At 69.1% G+C, this 21,859-nt stretch carries 9 protein-coding genes; 8 read left to right on the top strand and 1 reads right to left on the bottom strand.

Annotated elements, in window-relative coordinates; all coding sequences use genetic code 11:
• Positions 1-23 precede the first annotated feature (23 nt).
• A complete protein-coding gene (locus ACZY0X_RS27330; protein ID WP_463774886.1) occupies positions 24-1,676 on the bottom strand; it encodes a (2,3-dihydroxybenzoyl)adenylate synthase in 1,653 nt (550 codons plus the stop codon).
• A 104-nt stretch (positions 1,677-1,780) separates the two neighbouring features.
• On the opposite strand from ACZY0X_RS27330, the gene ACZY0X_RS27325 reads away from it, so the two are divergent.
• Genes ACZY0X_RS27325 through ACZY0X_RS27290 form a run of 8 tightly spaced genes read left to right on the top strand, consistent with a single transcriptional unit; the run spans position 1,781 to position 21,744 of the window.
• Positions 1,781-5,308, top strand: coding sequence for a non-ribosomal peptide synthetase (locus tag ACZY0X_RS27325; RefSeq protein WP_463774884.1), 3,528 nt, complete (start codon positions 1,781-1,783; stop codon positions 5,306-5,308).
• Entirely contained in the window at positions 5,305-6,057 is a 753-nt protein-coding gene (locus tag ACZY0X_RS27320) for a thioesterase II family protein (protein WP_463774883.1), read from the top strand. The genes ACZY0X_RS27325 and ACZY0X_RS27320 overlap by 4 nt, the downstream gene beginning before the upstream one ends.
• The gene (locus ACZY0X_RS27315) at positions 6,047-7,387 is read left to right on the top strand and encodes a beta-ketoacyl [acyl carrier protein] synthase domain-containing protein (RefSeq protein WP_463774882.1); all 1,341 of its coding nucleotides are present in this window, start codon (positions 6,047-6,049) and stop codon (positions 7,385-7,387) included. The genes ACZY0X_RS27320 and ACZY0X_RS27315 overlap by 11 nt, the downstream gene beginning before the upstream one ends.
• Complete coding sequence (gene mbtD, locus ACZY0X_RS27310; protein WP_463774881.1) at positions 7,387-10,368, top strand: mycobactin polyketide synthase MbtD; 2,982 nt, start codon at positions 7,387-7,389, stop codon at positions 10,366-10,368. The genes ACZY0X_RS27315 and mbtD overlap by 1 nt, the downstream gene beginning before the upstream one ends.
• The gene (locus tag ACZY0X_RS27305) at positions 10,361-15,832 is read left to right on the top strand and encodes an amino acid adenylation domain-containing protein (protein WP_463774879.1); all 5,472 of its coding nucleotides are present in this window, start codon (positions 10,361-10,363) and stop codon (positions 15,830-15,832) included. The genes mbtD and ACZY0X_RS27305 overlap by 8 nt, the downstream gene beginning before the upstream one ends.
• Complete coding sequence (locus ACZY0X_RS27300; protein ID WP_463774878.1) at positions 15,829-20,250, top strand: non-ribosomal peptide synthetase; 4,422 nt, start codon at positions 15,829-15,831, stop codon at positions 20,248-20,250. Before ACZY0X_RS27305 ends, ACZY0X_RS27300 begins: the two co-directional genes overlap by 4 nt.
• Positions 20,247-21,551 (top strand): NADPH-dependent L-lysine N(6)-monooxygenase MbtG, encoded by a 1,305-nt coding sequence (gene mbtG, locus ACZY0X_RS27295; RefSeq protein WP_241404494.1) that lies wholly within the window; start codon positions 20,247-20,249, stop codon positions 21,549-21,551. The genes ACZY0X_RS27300 and mbtG overlap by 4 nt, the downstream gene beginning before the upstream one ends.
• A complete protein-coding gene (locus ACZY0X_RS27290) occupies positions 21,529-21,744 on the top strand; it encodes an MbtH family protein (protein WP_241404495.1) in 216 nt (71 codons plus the stop codon). Before mbtG ends, ACZY0X_RS27290 begins: the two co-directional genes overlap by 23 nt.
• Positions 21,745-21,859: the final 115 nt, after the last annotated feature.

The raw sequence follows: 21,859 nt of genomic DNA, 5'->3' as shown, positions 1-21,859 counted from the left end.
CGTTCTCGTTCGCTGAGCGACGGTTAGCGCGCCGAAATCGCGGCGACGAGACTCTTCTTGTCGACCTTGCCGACGGCGGTCATCGGCAGCGACGGCATCGGCACCAGGACGTCGGGCCGTGCGTGCGCCGAGGCGCCGCGCTCGTCGAGGAAGGCGTTGAGTTCGGCGAGCGATATCTGAGTTCCCCTGAAGATGATTGCGGCGCAGATCTTCTCGCCAAGATAGTCGTCGGGCAGTGCGACTGCGGCGGCCGCGTAGATCGCGGGGTGGGTCAGCAGATGGTCCTCGAGGTCGGTGGCCGACACCGTCTCACCGCCGCGGTGGATGACGTCCTTGATCCGGCCGACGACCTCGATGTTGCCGGCCAGCGGACCGTCGGCGAAGATGCGGACCCGGTCGCCGGAGCGGTAGAAGCCGTCGGGGGAGAAGGAGCGGGCGTTCGCCTCGTCGGCTCGGTAGTACCCGTTGAGGGTGTAGGGCCCGCGGACCAGCAGTTCGCCCTCCTCGCCGGGTGCCACCTCGACACCTGACTCATCGACCACGCGCAGCTCGTCGTGCGGGGACATCGGCCGGCCCTGGGTGTTGGCCACCACCTCGACGGGGTCGCCGGGCCGGGTGAACTGCAGCATGCCCTCGGCCATGCCGAAGATCTGCTGCAACCCAGTGGTCAGGCCGTCATAGATGTAGCGGGCCTCATCGGGGGAGAGCCGCGACCCGCCCACCTGAACCAGCCGGAGCGTGCTCGGCAGCACGGGCTCCCAGTCGCACGCCTGCGTCCACAGCTTGGCCAGGGCGTTGACCATGCCGGTGATGGTGACACCGTGCTTGTCGATCAGGGCGAACGCCGACTCGGGGCTGGGATCGGCGGTGAACACCGAGGACGCTCCGACGGTCATGGCTCCGAGCAGGCCGGGGCAGGCGAAGGGGAAGTTGTGCCCGGCAGGCAATACCACCAGATAGACGTCGTCATGGACCATCTCGCAGGCCTGCGCACTGGCCACCGCGTTGTATACGTAGTCGTCGTGGGTGCGGGGGATCAGCTTGGGCAGCCCCGTCGTGCCGCCCGATACCAGCAGCACCGCGGGATCGCTGGTGTCGACGGTGAAGACGGGAGGACCCGGATCCTCGAAATCTGCGAGTGCGGACCAGGATTCGAAGGAGCCGGGCTCACCGTGCACGAACACGTGGCGCAGATCGGGGTGTGCATCCCGGAGCTGACCGGCCATCTCGCGGTAGTCGAAGCCGCCCACCACGTCGGGAATCACCAGGCCGACGGCGCCGCTCACCTCGGCGAAGTGGCCCAACTCCGCCGAGCGGTGGCCGGGCAGGCACAAGACCGGGACCACGCCGGCCCGCAGCAGCGCGAACGCCGCCACCGCGAACTCCCGGGTGTTTGGCAGCTGCAGGAGCACGCGGTCGCCCGGCGCGATGCCGCGCGCGGCCAGCGCGGCGGCCGTTCGATCGGCCAGCGCGTCGAGTTCGGCAAACGTGTGGCTGCCCGTGGCATCGATCACAGCGGGCTTGTCCGGCCACTGGGTCGCCGCGTCCCGCAGGATGCTCTCCAGGGCCCGTCCCCGCCAGTAGCCGGCGCTTCGATACACCTCGGCGCGGTGGTCGGGAAACGGCACGAAACCCCGGCCGAGGTCACGTTGCCCACGTTGAGATCCGGTGCTCATCGGTGAAGTCCAGCCCCTCTGGGTAGATGTGTTCCCAAGATCCTATATAGGGTAGCCTGCTCAAAGTTAGGGCAGCCTTTACTAAATGTTGGAGAGGTCCAGAAGTGCGTGCAGGTGCGACAAGTGCTCAGACTGTTCGCGACGAGGTCGCTGAACTGCTCGGCATAAGCGCCCACGACCTCGATCCGGAGGCCGATCTCATCGCCTCGGGTCTGGATTCCATTCGGATGATGTCGCTGTCGGGTCGCTGGCGCAAGCAGGGCATAAACGTCGGTTTCGCGGCACTCGCAGCAAATCCGACGGTCGCCTCGTGGATCGATCTGGTCACCGAGCACAGCAGTGCCGACGAGGCCGCTGCGGCTGACGCCTCCGTGGTCGACGACCTCGACCCCGACACAACGTTCTCGCTCGCCCCCATCCAGCACGCGATGTGGTTGGGGCGCAACGGGGAACAGGAACTCGGCGGTGTCGCCGCCCACCTGTACGTCGAGTTCGACGGCGCGGGCGTCGACCCGGATCGACTGCGCGCCGCGGCGGTCAAACTGGCTGCGCGCCATCCGATGTTGCGTGTCGAGATCCTCCCCGACGGCACCCAGCGGATCACTGACCGCGAGCTGCCGGTGCACGTGTACGACCTTCGTGGGCTGGACGCCGCGGCCGCCGATGAGCAGCTCGAGATCACCCGCGACGCGAAGTCGCATCAGCTGCTCGAGGTCGACATGCTGGAACTGAGCCTGTCGCTTTTGCCCGACGGGCGCACCCGCCTGCACGTCGACATGGACATGCAGGCCGCGGATGCGGTGAGCTATCGCAACTTCATGGGTGACCTGGCCGCCCTCTACCGCGGCGCCGAACTGCCCGAGCTCGGTTACACCTACCGGGAGTACCGCGCGCAGCTGACCGCCTCGACGCCGCCGCCCCCGGAGGAGGACGTGCAGTGGTGGGCAGAGCGGATCCCCGATCTTGCGGAACCTCCTGCCCTGCCGCTGGTTCCGCGTTCCGAGCAGGCCAACCCGCTGCGAAACATCAGGCTGTGGCACGTGTTCGACGTGCCCACTCGCGACGCGTTGTTCGCCGCGGCGCAGCGCCGCGGTATCACCCCGGCGATGGCCGTCGCGGCGTCGTACGCGAACGCGCTGGCGCGGTGGTCCACCAACTCGCGGTTCCTGCTCAACCTGCCGATGTTCGGCCGCGAGCCGTACCACGCCGACGTCGAGAAACTCGTCGGCGACTTCACTTCCTCGCTCATGCTCGACATCGACCTGACCAACACCGACTCGCCGATCTCGCGAGCCCGGTCGGTGCAGGAGACCCTGCACGCCACCGCGAGACACTCGGCGGTGTCCGGGCTGTCGGTGTTGCGCGACACCAGCCGTCACCGCGGCACCCAGACTCTGGCGACCATCGTCTACACCAGCGCGCTGGGCCTCGGTGATCTGTTCGCCGGTGATGTCACCGACCAATTCGGCGAGCCGGTGTGGACGATCTCGCAGGGACCGCAGGTGCTCATCGACGCTCAGGCGACGCCGCTCGCCAACGGGCTGATGATCAACTGGGACGTGCGCGTTGAGGCCTTCCCGCCCGGCGTGGCCGAGGGGATGTTCGCCTACCAGGTCGCCGAGTTGACGCGACTCGCCACCGATGACGCGGCATGGGAGGCCACCGACCCGCCCGCACTGTCGGAGACCGCACGCGCTGTGCGGGACGCCGTCAACTCGACCGTCGCCGCACCCAGTGGGGACGCCCTGCACGACGGGTTCTTCCGCAACGCCGCACGGACACCGGAGGCCACGGCGCTCATCGGCAGCGCCGAGACCCTGACGTATGCGCAGCTGCAGGACAAGGTGCTCTCGCTCGCGGCCGCGCTGCAGTCCCGGGGCGTCGGTCGACGTGACGTCGTCGCGATCATGGGGCCCAAGGGCGCCGAGCAGATTCCCGCGCTGCTGGCCATCCTGGCTGTCGGTGCCGCATACCTCCCGATCGGGCCCGACCAGCCCGCAGACCGGGCCGCCGGCATCCTCGAGACCGGGGGAGTCGAGTTCGCCCTGGTGTGCGGCACGGACACCCCGGACGTGCTCGACGCCTGCGGAGTGCCATCGCTGACCGTCGCCGACGCCGAGATCATCGGTGATCCAGCCCATTTCGAGGCAACGACGGTCGACCCGCAGGAACTGGCGTACGTGCTGTTCACGTCGGGCTCCACCGGTGCGCCCAAGGGTGTCGAACTCACTCACGACGCCGTGATGAACACCCTCGAATTCCTGTACCGCCACTTCGACATCGGTTCCGCCGACCGGGCGCTCGCGCTGTCCCACCTCGAATCAGACATGTCGGTGCCCGACGTGTTCGGCACACTGCGTGCCGGCGGAGCGATCGTCATGGTCGACGAGGAGCACCGCCGTGACCCCGACACCTGGGCCCGGCTCATCGATGAGCACGGCGTGACGGTCGTCAACTTCCTGCCGGGCTGGCTGGAGATGCTCGTCGAGGCGGCAGCCTCCACCGGGCGGCCGGTCTCGTCGTTGCGGGTGGTGCTGACCGGCGGTGACTGGGTGCGCCCGGATCTGGCCCGAGCGGTGCGCAGGTGCGCACCGCAGGCACGGTTCGCCGGTCTGGGCGGTGCCACCGAAACCGCGGTGCACGGAACGCTATTCGAGATCGGTGCTGACCTGGATGCGGCGCTCCCGGTGCATTGGCCGTCGGTGCCCTACGGCGTGCCGTTCGCGAACAACGCCTGCCGCGTGGTCAGTGCCAGCGGCGCGGACTGCCCGGACTGGGTGCCCGGCGAACTGTGGTTCTCAGGTCGTGGCATCGCCCGGGGGTACCGAGGACGTCCGGATCTGACGGCGGAGAAGTTCGTCGAGTACGACGGGCGGACGTGGTACCGGACAGGTGATCTCGCGCGCTACTGGCCCGATGGCACCATCGAGTTCGTCGGCCGTGTCGATCACCGGATCAAGCTCAGCGGGTACCGCATCGAACTGGGCGAGGTCGAGGCCGCGTTGGCTCGCGTCGACGGTGTGGGCGCCGCCGTGGCCGGCGTCGTGCAGGTCGACGGTGGCCGCGAGGTGCTTGGTGCGCTTATCCGGGTCGACGCCGAGACGCTGGGCGGGGATTCGATCGACACCGCGTCGGTGACCACTGCGATGGCCGAACTCGTTCCCGCGCACATGATTCCGCAGATCCTGGTCGCCACCGACCGGATCCCGTTCACGGTCGGCGGAAAGATCGACCGCAAGGCCGTCGCCCAACGTCTCGCCGAGGCCGGTGCCCTAGCCGAGCGGGTCTACCGTGCTCCGTCCACACCCCTGCAGAAGGCGCTGGCCGCCATCGTCGGCGAGGTGCTCGCGCGCACGGACGTCAGCGTCGACGACGACTTCTTCGCACTGGGCGGCGACTCGGTCCTCGCGACCACCGTGGTCGCCCGCGTGCGGGACTGGCTGGACACGCCGACGGTCGGGGTGCCCGACATCTTCGCCACCCGGACGGTCGAGATGCTCGCCGCGCGGTTGGCCGACCGTGAGGCGGGCAGCGACCGGCTGGAGCAGGTGGCCGAGCTGTACCTGGAGATCTCTGACATGGACAACGCCGAAGTGGTGTCCGAGTTGGAACGCGCATCGGCGCAGCCATGATCGAGGACAGGGCGCAGCTCGCCTTCAAGCCGTGGGTGAAGCGCTACCCCGCGGCGGCAGGCGGCGACGCACGCGCCACCCTGGTCTTTCCGCACGCCGGCGGCGCCGCACTGGCCTATCGGTCGCTGGGAACCGCCCTGGCCGCGGCGGGCTCCGACGCATACGTGATGCAGTACCCCCAGCGCGGTGACCGCCTGACGCACCCCGCGCCGGCCACGGTCGGCGACCTCGCCACGGACCTCTTCGACGCGGGCGACTGGGCGGGCCTGGGCCCGCTGCGCCTGTTCGGGCACTGCATGGGTGCCGTGGTGGCCTTCGAATTCGCCCGCGTGGCTGAGCGTCACGGCGTCGAGGTGAGTTCGCTGTGGGTCTCGGCCAGCGAGGCACCCTCGACGGTCGCGGCATCGCCTGCGCTGCCGACCGCGGAGTCCGAGATCCTCGCCGAGATGGTGGACCTCGGAGGCACCGACCCCCAACTGCTCGCCGACGACGACTTCGTCGAGCTCCTGCTGATGGCGGTGCGCGCCGACTACGACGCTTTCAACCGCTACGGCTGTGAGACCGATGTGACCATCGGTGCCGACATCCACACCCTCGGCGGTGACCGCGACCATCGGGTCAGTGAGAACATGCTGCGCCGCTGGGAGTCTCACACCACCGGTGCGTTCACGGTGTCGATGTTCGACGGTGGTCACTTCTACGTCAACGAGCACACCGCGGACGTCGCGGAGCTGATCAATGAGCTCTAGCCAGCTCACCGGGCAGGATCCAGTCGTCATCGTCGGGATGGCGCTCGAGGCCCCCGGCGGGATCGACACCGCCGACGCCTACTGGTCACTGCTGTCCGAGCAGCGAGAGGGGTTGGGGCACTTCCCGACCGACCGCGGCTGGGCGATCAGGGACCTGTTCGACGGCTCGCGCCGGGACGGCTTCAAGGCGATCCACGATCTCGGGGGCTTCCTGTCGGACGCGGCGACGTTCGACCCCGCGTTCTTCGGGGTCTCGCCACGCGAGGCCGTCGCGATGGACCCGCAGCAGCGAGTCGCACTGCGCCTGGCGTGGCGCGCGCTGGAGAACAGCGGTATCAACCCCGATGACGTGGCAGGCCACGACGTCGGCTGCTACATCGGAGCGTCGGGCCTCGAGTATGGACCCGAGCTGTCCGAGTTCTCCAACCACAGCGGCCATCTCATCACCGGGACATCGCTCGGCGTCATCTCCGGACGCATCGCCTACACCCTTGACCTCGCAGGCCCGGCTCTGACTGTGGACACGTCGTGCTCGTCGGCGCTGACCGCCTTCCACACCGCGGTACAGGCGGTGCGCGCAGACGACTGCGATATGGCGTTGGCCGGTGGCGTGTGCGTGATGGGCACCCCCGGCTACTTCGTCGAGTTCTCGAAGCAACATGCGCTGTCCGACGACGGGCACTGCCGTCCGTACAGCGCGCTGGCGAGTGGAACGGTGTGGGCCGAGGGCGCCGCGATCTTCCTGCTGCAGCGCAAGTCCCGGGCCCTGGCCGACGGTCGACGCGTCCTCGCCGAGGTCCGCGCGACGGCCGTCAATCAGGACGGCCGCACCATCGGGCTGACCGCCCCGAATGGCAGGCAGCAGACACGCCTGTTCACCAAGGCGATCGAGGCCGCAGGCGTGCGACCGGAGGACGTCGGCATGATCGAGGGCCACGGCACCGGAACTCGCCTCGGCGACCGCACCGAACTGCGGTCGCTGGCCCAGACCTACGGCGCCACCGCCACCGGCGCGGGCGCGCTGCTGGGATCGGTGAAGTCCAACATCGGCCACGCGCAAGCCGCGGCCGGTGCACTTGGTCTGGCCAAGGTCCTCGTCGCCGCCCAGCACGGCGCGGTTCCCGCCAGCCTCCACGTCGACGAGGTTAGTCGCGAGATCGACTGGGATGCACAGGGTCTGAGGCTGGCCAACAAGCAGACCCCCTGGCCCGCCGTCAACGGCCGGCGGATCGCCGCGGTGTCGGCTTTCGGCATGAGCGGAACCAATGCCCACGTCGTCGTGTCGATGCCTGAGGATCCCGCCCGCGACACCGATGGGCTGGTCGCCTGATGGTCGCCAACCCGCTGCCCGACGGCCGTACCCCGGTGCTGCTGAGCGCCCACGCCGATGACCTCATCGGCGGTGACGCCGCCGCGATCCTGACCTACCTCGACGCGCGACCCGCCGTGACCGACGTCGACGATGTGGCCGCGACCCTGTTGCGCACACGTCGGACCCGGCGGCACCGCGCCGTACTGCGGGCCGCCGACATCGGTGAGCTGCGAGCGGGGCTGAGCGCACTCGCCTCGGGCGATGAACACCCGCTGCTCACGCGCTCCACGAGCAGCGCCGCGGGCTCGGTGCCGAGGGTGGCCTTCGTCTTCCCCGGGCAGGGCAGCCAGTGGCCATCGATGGGTGTGGATGCCTATCACCGTCTTCCCGTCTACCGCGCGGAGGCCGACAAGTGCGCCGCGGCCTTCGAGGCGGCGGGAGCGGTGTCGCCGCTGTCCTACCTGCTCGCCGCCGACCCGACCGCCGAGTTCACACAGGTGGCAACCCAGGGTGCCCAGTTCGTGCACGGCGTCGCACTGGCCGCCGTGTGGCGCTCCTGCGGCGTGCTGCCCGACATCACCGTCGGGCACAGCCTCGGCGAGATCGGTGCCGCGTACGTCGCGGGAACCATCACGTTGTCGGACGCCGTCGGCGTGGTCATCGCGCGTGCGACGCTGCTGGACCGTCTCACCGGTCCCTACCGGGTGGCGGTGCTCGGCGTCACCCCCGACGAGGCGCAGGCGGTGATCGAGCAGACCCCCGGCTGGCTGGAACTGTCGGTCGTGAACTCGAACTCGTCGGTCGCGGTGTCCGGTGACTGCGACGCCGTCGCGGCCGCCGTGCGGACCGTCGCCGAGAGCGGCGCGTTCGCCAAGGAGATCGAGATGTGGTTCCCCGCGCACACCACAGCCCTGGATCCGCTGCGCGCCGAACTCGAAGCACTGCTTCCCGCAGCGGAATTCACCGATACGCCGATTCAGTTCATCGGCTCGGCCACCGCCGACGTGGTGGCGCCGAACACGCCCTTCGCCGACTACTGGTACACCAACCTGCGCTCCACAGTCCGATTCGACAGGGCCGTTGCCGCGGCCGTCTCGCACGGTGCGCGGACCTTCATCGAGATGTCGGCGCACCCCGCTCTGCTGTTCGCCATGGGGGCGGTGCTCGACGACCTGCCCGATCTGGCCGACGGCGCGACGGTCCTGCTGGGCTCGGGCAGACGCGACGAACCGATCGTGGATCAGTTGGCGGCCAGCATCGTCGCGGCATCGCTGGCCGAGCCGGGGCATCGCTGGGCAGACCAGGCCGACGGAACTCGCCGACCGCTGGCCGACTTCCCGTACGCACCGATGCGGCGCGAACATCACTGGGCGACAGCGGAACCGCTACCACCGATCCCCGGCCTGACCGTCGCGGTCGAGCACTGGGAGGCGCTCGCGGCATCGACGCCCGCGACGGACGTCCGGCGCGCCGCCATCCTCGAAAGCGGTGCGCAGGGACGCGTCGGCGCATGGCTGCGCGCCGCCGCAGAAGGACACGAGGCGCTCGAGCTGGTGGCTGCGGCCGACGCCGATCTGCTCATCGTGGTGGCACCCGATGTCGACGGCGACGCTGACGAGGCCGCTGCCGAGCTGAGCCGCCGAATCGGCGACGGACTGTTCGGTTACGTCGACGCCATCACCGCGACCTGTCGCGACGTGTGGCTGGTGACGTCCGGTGCTGAACGCGTCGACCCGGCGGCCGCAGGCCCGCGACCGGGTCCCGCGGCGCTGGCGGCCATGCACCGCAGCGTCGGCCTGGAGTACCCCGACCAGCGATTCCGACACCTGGACCTACCCACTGACCTGCCCTCTGCGGCCACGCCCGCGGTCATCGGCGCGCTACTGGGCGATGTGGACACGGTGGCCCTGCGAGCCAGTGCCTCCGGTCTGAGGGCATACGGGCGCTCGACGCGCGATGAGACGACACGGGCGGCGCCATGGTCGATAGAGAGCGGCGTGTTCGACGACGTCGTGATCACCGGCGGTGGCGGAGCGATCGGCCTGCACTATGCGCGCTGGCTCGCCGAGCGTGGCGCCCGCAGGATCGTGCTGCTGAGCCGCGGCGGCGCCGATATCACCGCACTGACCCGGCTTGCCGAGAGGTACGGCACCGAGATAGTCGCTCCCCGCTGCGATATCACCGACGCCGCCGCGCTGTCGGCCATCGCCGCTGAGTACGGCGGAGACGGTGCATCACTGGTCATTCACGCCGCGGGCGCGGCCACCATCGCAGCCCACCGCGAGCTGACCCCGGAATCGGCCCACCACACGTTCGCCGCCAAGGTCGTCGGTCTTGGTCTGCTCGAGAACACGTGGCCGATGCGGACCGATGCCCGAATCCTGTTGTGCTCATCGGTGTCCGGGCTGTGGGGCGGGCGTGGGCACGCCGCCTACTCGGCAGCCAACCGGCTGCTGGACGTCATCGCCGGACAGATGCGCGACCGGGGGAGACAGTGCACCTCCGTGCGCTGGGGTCTGTGGCAGGGCACCGGCGTCATCGATGCCGACGAGATCGCCCGCGTCGAGCGATCGGGTCTGCGGGCGATGCAGCCCGAACGGGCCGTCGAGGAGAGCCTGCGCGATCACAGCGCGGATCCGCTGGTGTTCTCGGCGGATCCGGACCGTCTGCGGGCATTCCTTAGCGCCGAAGCGGAGACGGACGGACTCGCGGACGCGCCGGGCGCGGCCGATCTGGACACCAGCGGTCTGGACACCGTGGGCATCATCCGCGCCGCCCTGGGGGCGGTGCTGAAGCTGGCCGACACCACTGGGCTGGACCTGGATACCTCATTGCTGGACCTGGGGGTCGATTCACTTCTGGCGATCGACCTCCGCAAGAAGCTCAAGAAGGCCACCGGGCACAACGTTCCCCTGGCCAGAATTCTCGGCGGAGCCACGGCCACCGAGTTGATCGAGCACCTCGAACGACCCGAGAAGAAAGCACTTTCGCGTGACTGACATTGCAGACGGCACCCGCACCGACAAGACGGCGGGAGCGGAGCAGACCGCCAAGGAGTCCCGCCTCGAGCTGATGAAGCGCAAGCTCGCCGAACGGGGGCTGTCCTCGACGGCCGCCGACCCCGACTCCAACGCCGAGGTCGATCCGAACGCGTTGTCTGACGGGCAGCGCCGGATGTGGTTCGTGCAGGCAGTGGACCCCAGTGGCGTGCTGCTCAACATCTGCCTGTCCTACCGGCTCACCGGCATCGTCGACGCCGACCGCCTGCACACCGCGCTGGCCGCCACCGCACAGCGCCATCCGATTCTGCGGACCACCTATGCCGCCGACGAGAACGGCGAGCCGCAGGCGAGCGTGCACGAGGACCTGACTCCCGGGTGGACGGTGCACGATCTGTCCGAGTCCTCGGAACGGGCGCGCAAACTTCGGCTTGAGGTGCTCGCGCAGCGCGAGTTCGGCAAGCCCTTCGATCTGCGCACCGATTCGCCGCTGCGCATCACCCTGATCAAGACCGGCCCGGCCGAACACGTGATGCTGTTGGTGGCGCATCACATCGCCTGGGACGACGGCTCGTGGCGGGTGTTCTTCGGCGACCTCACGCAGGCCTACTCCGGTGCCGAACTGGCGCCGACACCGCGGCCCGCCGCCCCGCCGGCCGACACCACCGCCGAGGACCTGCGGTACTGGCGTGGGGTGATGGCGAATCCACCGGAGCCGCTTGAGCTTCCGGGTCCCACAGGATCCGCGATACCCACCGGCTTCCGTTCGCAGCGCAGCACAATCCGGTTGTCCACCGACACCGTCGAGAGGGTGTCGGCGCTGGCACGCGACACCGGGTCCACGCCCTACATGGTGCTGCTGGCCGCCTTCGGCGCGCTCATCAACCGCTACACCCACGCCGACGACTTCCTGGTGGCCTCACCGGTCCTGAACCGCGAGTCCGACGAGACCATCGGCTACTACGGCAACACAGTGGCCATGCGGTTGCGCCCGCAGGGGTCGGTGGGATTCCGCGATCTCGTCACCGCGGCCCGCGACACCGCGCTCGGCGCGTTCGCACACCAGCGCGTCAACCTGGACCGGGTGGTGCGTGAGCTGAACCCCGATCGCCGCCACGGCGCAGAGCGCATGACGCGGGTCAGCTTCGGCTTCCGCGAACCCGACGGCGGCGGATTCAGCCCAGACGGCGTGCTCAGTGCCCGCGCTGAACTTCGCGGTCACACCACACAGTTGCCGCTGGGCTTCATGATCGAGATCGACGCGGCGGGAGCCGTTGTCGAGGCCGAGCATCTGACCGAGATCATCGACGCCGGCCTGGCTCGCCAGATGCTCAATCACTTCGTCGTGCTCCTCGAGGCTGCGCTGGCGGATCCAAACCTTCCGCTGTCCCGGCTTCCGCTGTTCACCGCCGAGGACGCGGCGTGGATGGACTCGGTGTCGCGTGGTGAGGTCTTCGAGACCCCGGCCAGGACGCTTACCGAACTGGTCGGTGAGCAGGCGGCCAGCACCCCCGACAACATCGCCGTCGTCTACGAGGGACGCCATTACACCTACCGCGAGATCAACGAATCCGCGAACCGGTTGGCGCACTGGCTGATCAGCCAGGGCATCGGCACCGAGGACCGTGTCGCCGTGTTGCTCGACAAGTCCCCGGAACTCGTCATCACCGCACTGGCGATCGTCAAGGCTGGCGCGGTGTACCTGCCGGTGGACCCGACCTACCCCGAGGATCGGCTGACCTACATCCTCGCCGATTCCGACCCCAAGGTGGTGCTGCGCGAGCCCGTCACCGGACTCGACGACTACTCGGCGGCGGACCCGACTGACGCCGACCGCGTCCGACCACTGCGGCCCGAGAACACCGCTTATCTGATCTACACGTCGGGCTCCACCGGCCTGCCCAAGGGGGTGCCGGTCTCGCACCGCCCCATCGCGGAGTACTTCGTGTGGTTCGGCGCCGAATACGAGGTGTCCCAGGACGATCGCCTTCTGCAGGTCGCCTCGCAGAGCTTCGACGTGTCGATCGGTGAGATCTTCGGCATGCTCGCCGCCGGTGCCCGCCTGGTGATTCCACGGCCGGGTGGACTGGGCGACATCGGCTACCTGACCGATCTGCTGCGCAACGAGGGCATCACGTCGATGCACTTCGTCCCGTCGCTGCTTGGCCTGTTCCTGTCGCTACCCGGGGTGAACGAGTGGCGCACCCTGCAGCGTGTGCCGATCGGCGGCGAGGCCCTGCCGGGCGAGATCGCCGACAAGTTCCACGCCACGTTCGACTCGCTGCTGCACAACTTCTACGGGCCCACCGAGACGGTGCTCAACTGCACCCGGTTCAAGGTCGAGGGCAAGCAGGGCGCCCGGATCGTGCCGATCGGCACCCCGAAGATCAACACCACCATCCACCTCCTCGACGAGGCGCTGGCACCGGTTCCGGTCGGGGTGATCGGTGAGATCTACATCGGCGGAAGCCATGTCGCCCGCTACCACGACAGGGCCGGCCTCACAGCCGAGCGCTTCGTCGCCGATCCGTTCAACCCGGGTGGACGGATGTACCGGTCGGGTGACCTCGCGCGCCGCAATGCCGACGGTGACGTCGAGTTCGTCGGCCGCGCCGACGAACAGGTCAAGGTACGCGGATTCCGCATCGAACTCGGCGAGGTCTCCGCCGCCATCTCGGTGGACCCCTCGGTCGGTCAGGCCGTGGTCGTGGTCAGCGATCTGCCGACGCTGGGCAAGAGCCTGGTCGCCTACATCACCCCAGCCGCCGATGCCGAGGTCGTGGAGATCGACCGCATCCGGGCGCGGGTTGCGGCTGCGCTGCCCGAGTACATGATCCCCGCCGCGTACGTGGCGATCGACGAGATCCCGATCACCGCGCACGGCAAGATCGACCGGAAAGCGCTGCCGGAGCCCGAGATCCGCTCGGCGACGGAGTTCCGCGAGCCCGCCAACGACACCGAGCGTCAGCTGGCGACGCTTTTCGGCGAGCTGCTGGACCGCGATCAGGTGGGCGCCGACGACTCGTTCTTCGAACTCGGTGGACACTCGCTGCTGGCCACCAAGCTGGTGGCGGCGGTGCGTTCGCGCTGCGGCGTCGACATCGGTGTACAGGACGTCTTCGAACTCGCCACGGTCGCGGCGATGGCCGCCCACGTCGACGATCTCATCGCATCGGGCGGGACGTCAGGGCGGCCCCCGATCGTGGCCATCCCGCACGAGGGGCCGCTGCAGATGTCGGCCGCACAGCTGCGGCAGTGGTTCCAGTTCCGCATCGACGGACCGAACCCCGTCAACAACATCCCGTTCGCCGCCAGGGTGACCGGACCCAGTGACGCCGAGGCGCTGGTCGCGGCGATCAACGACGTCGTCGCACGCCACGAGATCCTGCGGACCACCTACACCGAGATCGACGGTGCGCCCTACCAGTTGATCAACCCCGTCGCGCCACTGACGGTGCGGCGAGCACGCGGTGCCGACGAACAGTGGCTGCAGCGCGAACTCGACGCCGAGCGCAAGTACTGCTTCGAGCTGGAGAGCGACTGGCCCATCCGCGCCGCGGTGCTGTCCACGCCGTCCGACCATGTGCTGTCGATCGTCGTACACCACATCGCCGCCGACCACTGGTCGGCGGGCGTGCTGTTCACCGACATCCTCACCTCCTACCGCGCCCGACGCGCGGGCCAGGAAGTCGAGCTCCCCGACCTGGATGTGCAGTACGCGGACTTCGCGTCCTGGCAGGCCGGGCTGCTCGCCGACGAGGGTGAAGCGGTTGTCGCGCAACGGGAGTACTGGACCCGACAGCTGGCCGGGCTGCCCGAGGAGAACGGGCTGCGTCCGGACTTCCCGCGCCCGCCGGTGCCATCCGGTGGCGGCGACGCACTGGGCTTCAGCATCGACGGCGAGACACGCGCCAGGCTGACCGAGCTCACCCGAGAACTCGGCGTCACCGAGTTCATGCTGCTGCAGGCGGCCGTGGCCGTTGCGCTCCATGCCGCGGGGGAGGGCGTCGACATCCCGTTGGGCACACCGGTCGCGGGGCGCACCGAACCGCAGCTGGAAGCGTTGATCGGCTTCTTCATCAACATCGTTGTGCTGCGTAACGACCTCGCCGGAAACCCCACACTGCGTGAGGTGCTGCGTCGCGCCCGTGAGATGGCGCTCGACGCGTACAAGCATCAAGACCTGCCGTTCGATCGCGTCGTGGACGCGGTCAGCCCGGTGCGGTCGCTGTCACGCAACCCGCTGTTCGGCGTCGTGGTGCACGTCCGCGAGGATCTGCCTGCCGATCGGGTCATCGATTCCGGCCCCGACGGTGAGACCCGTTTCACCGCACTGGAGCCGACGTTCGACGTCGCCCATGCCGACCTGTCGCTGAACTTCTTCGCCGAGCCCGACGCGGGGTACAAGGGCACCGTCATCTACCGCACCGAGCTGTATGAGCGTGCCACCGCGGAACGCCTCGTCTCGTGGCTGCATCGCGTGATCGCCGCGTTCGCCGATAACGCGGATCAGACGCTGCGCGACATCACGGTCATCGAGCCGGGCGAACGCCGCCGCATCGTCGAGGACTGGAGCGCCTCCGCGGTACCGCCGGAGGCGCTGCCGCAGACCGCGGGCGCAACCGCTGTCTACGTACTCGACGAGTGGCTCGAACCGACCGCAGTCGGTGTCATCGGCGATGTCCACTACGCAGGAGGCGCCGTAGACGACGCGGCGGCGAATGCCAATGTCGCAGGCGCGATCCGGTTCGTGGGCAACCCGTTCACGACGGGCACCAGCCTGTACCGCACCGGCGATCGGGCGCGGTGGACAGCTGACGGCAGGCTCGAGGTCGTCGACGCGGGTGATCACCGCGTCCAGGCCGCGTTGGAGGCAGTCGAGGGTGTCGCGTCGGCGGCCACCAGGGCGTGGCCCGGTCGTGTCGGGACGCAGCTGGCCGGTTATGTCGTGCCCGAGGCGCCTATCGAGGACGCCGCCGAACGTATCCGGTTCGCCGAGCAGGTGGCTGCGGCACTGCCCGAGGATCTGGTTCCGCCATCCATCACGGTGGTCGACTCCATCGATCGCAGGACCCTCACCCGCCCGGTGTTCACCAACACCGCACCGACCGAACCCCTGCGCACCGACACCGAACGCGCTCTGGCCGCGGTGCTGATCGATGTTCTCGGGATCGGCGAAGTGGGTCGCAACGACGACTTCTTCACGTTGGGTGGTGACAGCATCCTGGCCGTGCAGCTGGCCGCGCGGGCCCGCGACGCCGGTGTTCCGCTGACGGCACGAATGGTGTTCGAGCATCCCGAGATCGCCGAACTCTCCGTCGCGATCGACGAGAAGGCCGCCGCAGGCGGTGCCCCCACCGGTGGCGACGCCCACCATGCGCCGATGGCCGCGTCCGGTTTGACCGCCGATGAACTGGCGGCGTTGACCGCCGGCTGGTCGGAGACGCGAGACGAGACGACGTGACGACGATCGGAACGCCGTCTGCCGTCGAGGACGTCATGGCGCTGAGCCCGCTGCAGCAGGGGCTCTACTCGCTGACGGGCCTGACCGATGGCGACGACGCTGCCGATCCGTACGTCATCGCGATGGCGGCCGACGTCGAGGGCACGCTCGATGTGGGGCTTCTGCGCCGCTGCGCCGAGGCGATGCTGGTGCGCCATCCCAATGTGCGGGCCAGCTTCTTCCAGGGCAATCTGAGCCGGCCGGTGGCCGTGGTGCCATCGAACGTGGACCTGCCGTGGCGGCACGTGACGGCGACCGCGGAGGAGGCCGTCGGGATCGAGGCCGACGAACGGCGCAGACGATTCGATCTGGCCAAGGGGCCCGTCGTCCGCTTCCTGCTCATCGAGAAACCGCAATCGCAGTGGCGGCTCGTCGTGATCGCCCATCACATCGTCATCGACGGGTGGTCATTGCCGGTGTTCGTCGGCGAACTGATCACGCTGTACTGCGCCGGCGGCGACGTCGACGCGCTGCCGTCGGTGCCGCGGCCCTACCGCGACTACATCGGCTGGCTGGCGGGCCGCGACCCGGAGACCAGCCGCGTGCGCTGGCGGACACACCTGGACGGACTCGACGGGCCGACGCTGCTCTCACCGGCTCTGACCGGTCGTGAGGCCGCGCCGGGGCTGCCGCAGCGCGCCGAGGTCATGCTCGACGAGGCGGCCACCGCCGAGCTAGTGGACGCCGCGCGGCTGCGTGGTGTCACCGTGAACACGCTGTTCCAGATGGCCTGGGCGGCAATACTTTCGGCGTTCACGGACCGTACCGACGTGGTGTACGGAGTCACCGTGTCGGGTCGACCGGACGAGCTGTCCGGTGTCGAGACGATGGTCGGGCTGTTCATCAACACGGTGCCGCTGCGCATCCGCCTCGACGCCACCGGGCGGGTGGGGCAGCAGTGTCTGGCACTGCAACGCGAAGCCGCCGAGCTGCGCGACCACAGCTACCTGAGCCACTCCGAGATCCGGGCACTCGGTGGCCTCGGCGAGATGTACGACTCGCTGCTGGTGTACGAGAACTTCCCGCCGGGCGGGCTGGTCGGCAGCGACGAATTCCCGCTCGACGGTGCGGTACTGCGCCCGGCCGCCCTGGAGAGCCTGTCGCACTTCCCGGTCACCATCGCCGCACATCCGACGCATGGGCGGCTGACGGTGCTCGTCGAGACCCTCGACGGTGCGCTCGGAGCGCTCGACGCCGAGGCGCTCGGCCGACGGGTGCTCACGGTTGTTCAACGCCTCCTGCGGTTGTGGGACCGGCCGCTGCGCGATGTCGCCGTGACTCTCGATGGCGAGGTCTCACCGCCGGCGCCCGTCGACGGCACCGAACCCACGGGTGGCTTCCACACCGCCTTCGCCGAGATCGCCGCGCAGCGCCCGGATTCGGCTGCACTGAGTTGGGACGGCGGTGAACTCACCTACCGTGACCTCGACGAGGTCGCCGACGGACTGGCCGATGAACTCGTCCGACGCGGGGTGCGCGCCGAGACCCCGGTGCCGATTCTGCTGCGCCGTGGCCCGGACTACGTGATCGCGATGCTGGCCGTGCTCAAGGCAGGTGGGCTGATCGTTCCGCTGGACCCCTCGATGCCCGAGGACCGCATCGACGAGATCGTGGGCCAGACAAGTACGTCGCTCATCGTCGATGACGCAGTGCTGGCCGCCGCACCGCGCGTGGCAGGCGCCAACTACCGGGCTGCCGACATCCGTCCGGGCCAGGGCGCCTACGTGGTGTTCACCTCAGGGACGACGGGAAAGCCCAAGGGGGTCATCGGAACTCACCGAGCGCTGCTGTCCTACGCGACCGATCACGTGCGCAACGTCCTGCGTCCCGCGGCCGAGCGTCTGAACCGTCCGCTGCGCATCGCGCATGCGTGGTCGTTCACCTTCGACGCGGCGTGGCAGCCGTTGGCCGCCCTGCTCGACGGGCATACCGTGCACATTGTCGGCGACGCCGTGCAGCGCGACGCCGAGGCGTTGGTCGAGGTGATCGACCGGCACGGAATCGATCTGATCGACACCACACCGTCGATGTTCGGTCAGTTACAGGCGGCGGGTTTGTTGAGCAGGGTGCCCCTGGCGGTGCTGGCGCTCGGGGGAGAGGCCATCGACACCGGGCTGTGGCAGGCCATTCGAGCGGAGTGCGGGCGCACCGGCATGGCCGCGCACAACTGCTACGGGCCGACCGAGACGACGGTCGAGGCCGTCGTCGCCGCGATCACCAACTACGACGAACCGTGTATCGGCACGACAACCGACTCGACCGTGGCCTACGTGCTGGACTCCTGGTTGCGGCCCGTACCCGACGGTGTGGCAGGCGAGTTGTACCTGGCCGGAGGCCAACTCACACGCGGCTACCTCGGTCGTGCCGGCGAGAGCGCGGGCAGGTTCGTCGCCGATCCGTTCACCCCAGGCGCGCGGATGTACCGCACCGGCGACGTGGTCCGCCGCAAGCCTGTGTCGAACCCCGGGTCGCTGCGCTCCTGCCCGCCGGACGCTGCAATCCAGTTCCTGGGTCGCAGCGACGACCAGGTCAAGATCCGCGGATTCCGGGTGGAACCGGGCGAAGTCGTCGCCGCGCTGTCCGGTCACCCCGATGTGCGTCACGCCCACGTGGCGGTGCGCCGCCACCGCAGCGGCCCCCGCCTGGTGGCCTACGTTGCGACCAGCGCCCCGGTGCCCGACCTGCGCAGGCTGCTGGTCACCACGTTGCCGAGATACCTGGTGCCCCACCACATTGTCGTCGTCGACGAGATACCCCTGACCAGACATGGGAAGGTCGACGACGCGTCGCTGGCGGCGCTTGACGCCGACCGGCGCTCCGAGCAGTTCGAGGCCCCGGCCACCGACACCGAGACCGTGCTCGCGCAGGTGTTCGCCGAAATGCTCGAGGCCACGCAGATTGACGTCACGGCAGACTTCCTCGATCTCGGTCTGGACAGCATCGTGGCGCTGTCGGTCGTGCAGGCCGTGCGGCGACGCGGTATCGCGTTGCGGGCACGGCTGATGTTGGACTGCTCGACAGTCCGCGAACTGGCCGCGGCGATCGACTCCGACGACGGCGTGGACGCAGACTACGACGAGGGGTCGGATCCGATCCCGCTGCTGCCCAACGGGCACTGGCTCTACCAGTGCGGTGACCCGCGCCGGCTCGCACAGACCGAGGCGCTCCGTCTCCCCGACGGCATCACCCGCGTCCAGCTTGAGGCGCTGTTGCGCAACGTGATCGACGGGCACGAGGTGCTGCGCAGTCGGCTGGACCGCGACACCATGACACTGGTTGGCCACGTCAACGAGGCCGTGCTGTCCGAGGCGATCGTGGCCGGTGACCTGATCGGAGCAGTCTCCGAGCACGCCGCGGAGTCGGTGGAACGCCTGAATCCCGACGCGGGTTCGATGCTGGACGCGGTGTGGTTACACGACGGTGACGGCGGGCCGAGCGTGCTGGTCCTCACCGTGCACGTGCTGGCGATGGATCCGGCGTCGTGGCGGATCGTGCTCGGCGAACTCGAGGCGGGCTGGCACGCGCTGGCATCCGGCACCAGTCCGGCGCCAGCACGGGAGCACACGTCGCTGCGTCAGTGGTCGGGGCTTCTGGCCGAGCGCGCACGCACGCTCGACACGTGCGACTTCTGGGCGGCGCAGTTCGACGGTGACGACCCCCTTCTGGGGGCGCGGCGGATATCGCCGGGCAACGACTGCATGGGCGATGTGATGGTCGAGATGGCGTTCGCCGATCCCGAGGTGACAGCGCGCGTGCTCACCGGCCCGATCCCCGTGACGGAGGTGCTGGCCGCGACGACGGCACGCACGCTGACCGCGTGGCGTCGTCATCGTGGCCAGGCGACACCATCGCCGCTACTGGCATTGGAGACGCACGGCCGCGCCGACCTGGCCGTGTCGGCTGGGCTGGGCGAGGATGCCCGTCAGATCGACACCGGCGATACCGTCGGCCTGCTCAGTGCGATCTACCCGCTGCGGCTCGGCGCGACCGACGCCCGCGGGGTGGCAGAGGCGTTCGCGGCGATACCCGGCGACGGCATCGACTACGGGCTGCTGCGTTACCTGCGCGCCGATACCGCCGAACGACTTGGCGCGCATCGCGATCCGCAGATTCTGCTGAATTACCTGGGTCGCATGCAGCTCGCCACCGACGGTGGGGCGCTGCGGCAGGACCGCTCACTGTTGAGCGACGTGTCGACGCTTCCCGAGCCCAACGCCGCGGTGCGACACGAACTGACGATCATGGCGGCCGTGATCGACCGCAATGGGTCGGCGGTTCTCGGCACCCAGTGGCGCACCCTTCCCGAAATCCTGTCCACCTCCGATGTCGCCACCCTGCAGGCGATGTGGATGGACGCTCTGCGAGAGGTAATCGAGTGAGTCCTACAACTCCGAAACTGGCTGTCATCGGTGCGGGGGCCAAGGCCGTCGCAGTCGCCGCCAAGGCCGCCGAACTGCGGGCGATGGGCGTGCCCGCACCGGACGTCGTCGCCGTCGAGCGCGCCGGTGTGGCCGCCAACTGGCAGTCTGGCGGAGGCTGGACCGACGGTAATCACCGCCTGGGCACCGGCCCCGAGAAGGACGTGGGCTTCCCGTACCGGTCGTCGTTGGTGCCCCGCCGCAACGCCGAACTCGACGAGCGGATGACACGGCACAGCTGGCAGGCATACCTGGTGGCGACGGGTGGTTTCGCCGAGTGGATCGACCGTGGCCGACCCGCGCCGACGCATCGGCGGTGGAGCCAGTACCTGCGGTGGGTGGCCGATGACGTCGGCATGACCGTGGTCAACGGTGAGGTCGAGCGGATCTCGGTGCACGAGGACGCGGGCAACCAGCGCTGGGCGCTGCACACCGCCGAGGACACGGTGTACGCCGACGGGGTCATGGTCACCGGTCCGGGACAGGCCGAACGGTCGGTGCTGCCGGGTAATCCGCGCGTCATGTCGATCGCCCAGTTCTGGCACCACGCGGCGCAGCACGAACGTATCTCCGCCGAGCGCGTCGCGGTGATCGGTGGTGGCGAGACCGCCGCGTCGATGCTCAATGAGCTTTTCGGCCACCGTGTTTCGACCATCACGGTGATCTCGCCGTCGGTCACGTTGTTCACCCGCGGCGAGAGTTTCTTCGAGAACGCGCTGTTCTCCGATCCGACGGGGTGGACCGGACTGACCTTGGCCGAGCGTCGCGACGCCCTGGCCCGCACGGATCGCGGCGTCTTCTCGGCACGCGTTCAGGACGCTCTGCTCGCCGATGACCGCATCCGGCACCTGCGTGGCCGCGTCGCGCACGCCGTCGCGCGTGACGGACGAATCAGATTGACGCTCAGCACGAACACCGGAGGGGAGGCCGTCGAGACCGTGCACGGCTTCGATCTGGTGATCGACGGGTCCGGCGCGGACGCGCTGTGGTTCGTGCCGCTGTTCACCCAGGACGCGCTGGACGTGTTGGAACTCGGCATGGGCGGGCCGATGACCAGTGAGTCGCTGCAGGAGTCCATCGGCGACGACCTGGCCGTCACTGGCGTGCACCCGAAGTTGTTCCTGCCCGGCCTGTCCGGACTCACCCAAGGTCCCGGGTTCCCCAACCTGTCCTGCCTCGGGCTGTTGTCGGACCGGGTGCTGGGCGCCGACCTGACCCACGATCCGATGAGGAGACTCGATGAGCAACAATCCGTTCGATGACGAGGACGGCACCTTCTTCGTCCTGGTGAACGACGAGGACCAGCACAGCCTCTGGCCGACGTTCGCCGACGTGCCCGCGGGCTGGCGGGTGGTGTTCGGGGAGAGCACACGCGCCGACTGTGTGGCCTTCGTCGAGGAGAACTGGACCGACCTGCGGCCGCGCACACTGCGCGAGGCCATGGCCGCCGACTAGCCCTACGCCCTCTCCCGCGAGCGCGCGTGTCTGCGGCCGACACGCCGCGTTCAAATCGGACTTTTCGCGCGCTCGCGCCTGGGGATTGCGACTAGCCCTGTCTAGGCTGGCGGGC

It is taken from the genome of Mycobacterium sp. IDUB_39, assembly GCF_055419205.1.
Note: the sequence above shows the minus strand (reverse complement) of the source record. Positions and strands in the feature narration are given on the sequence as shown.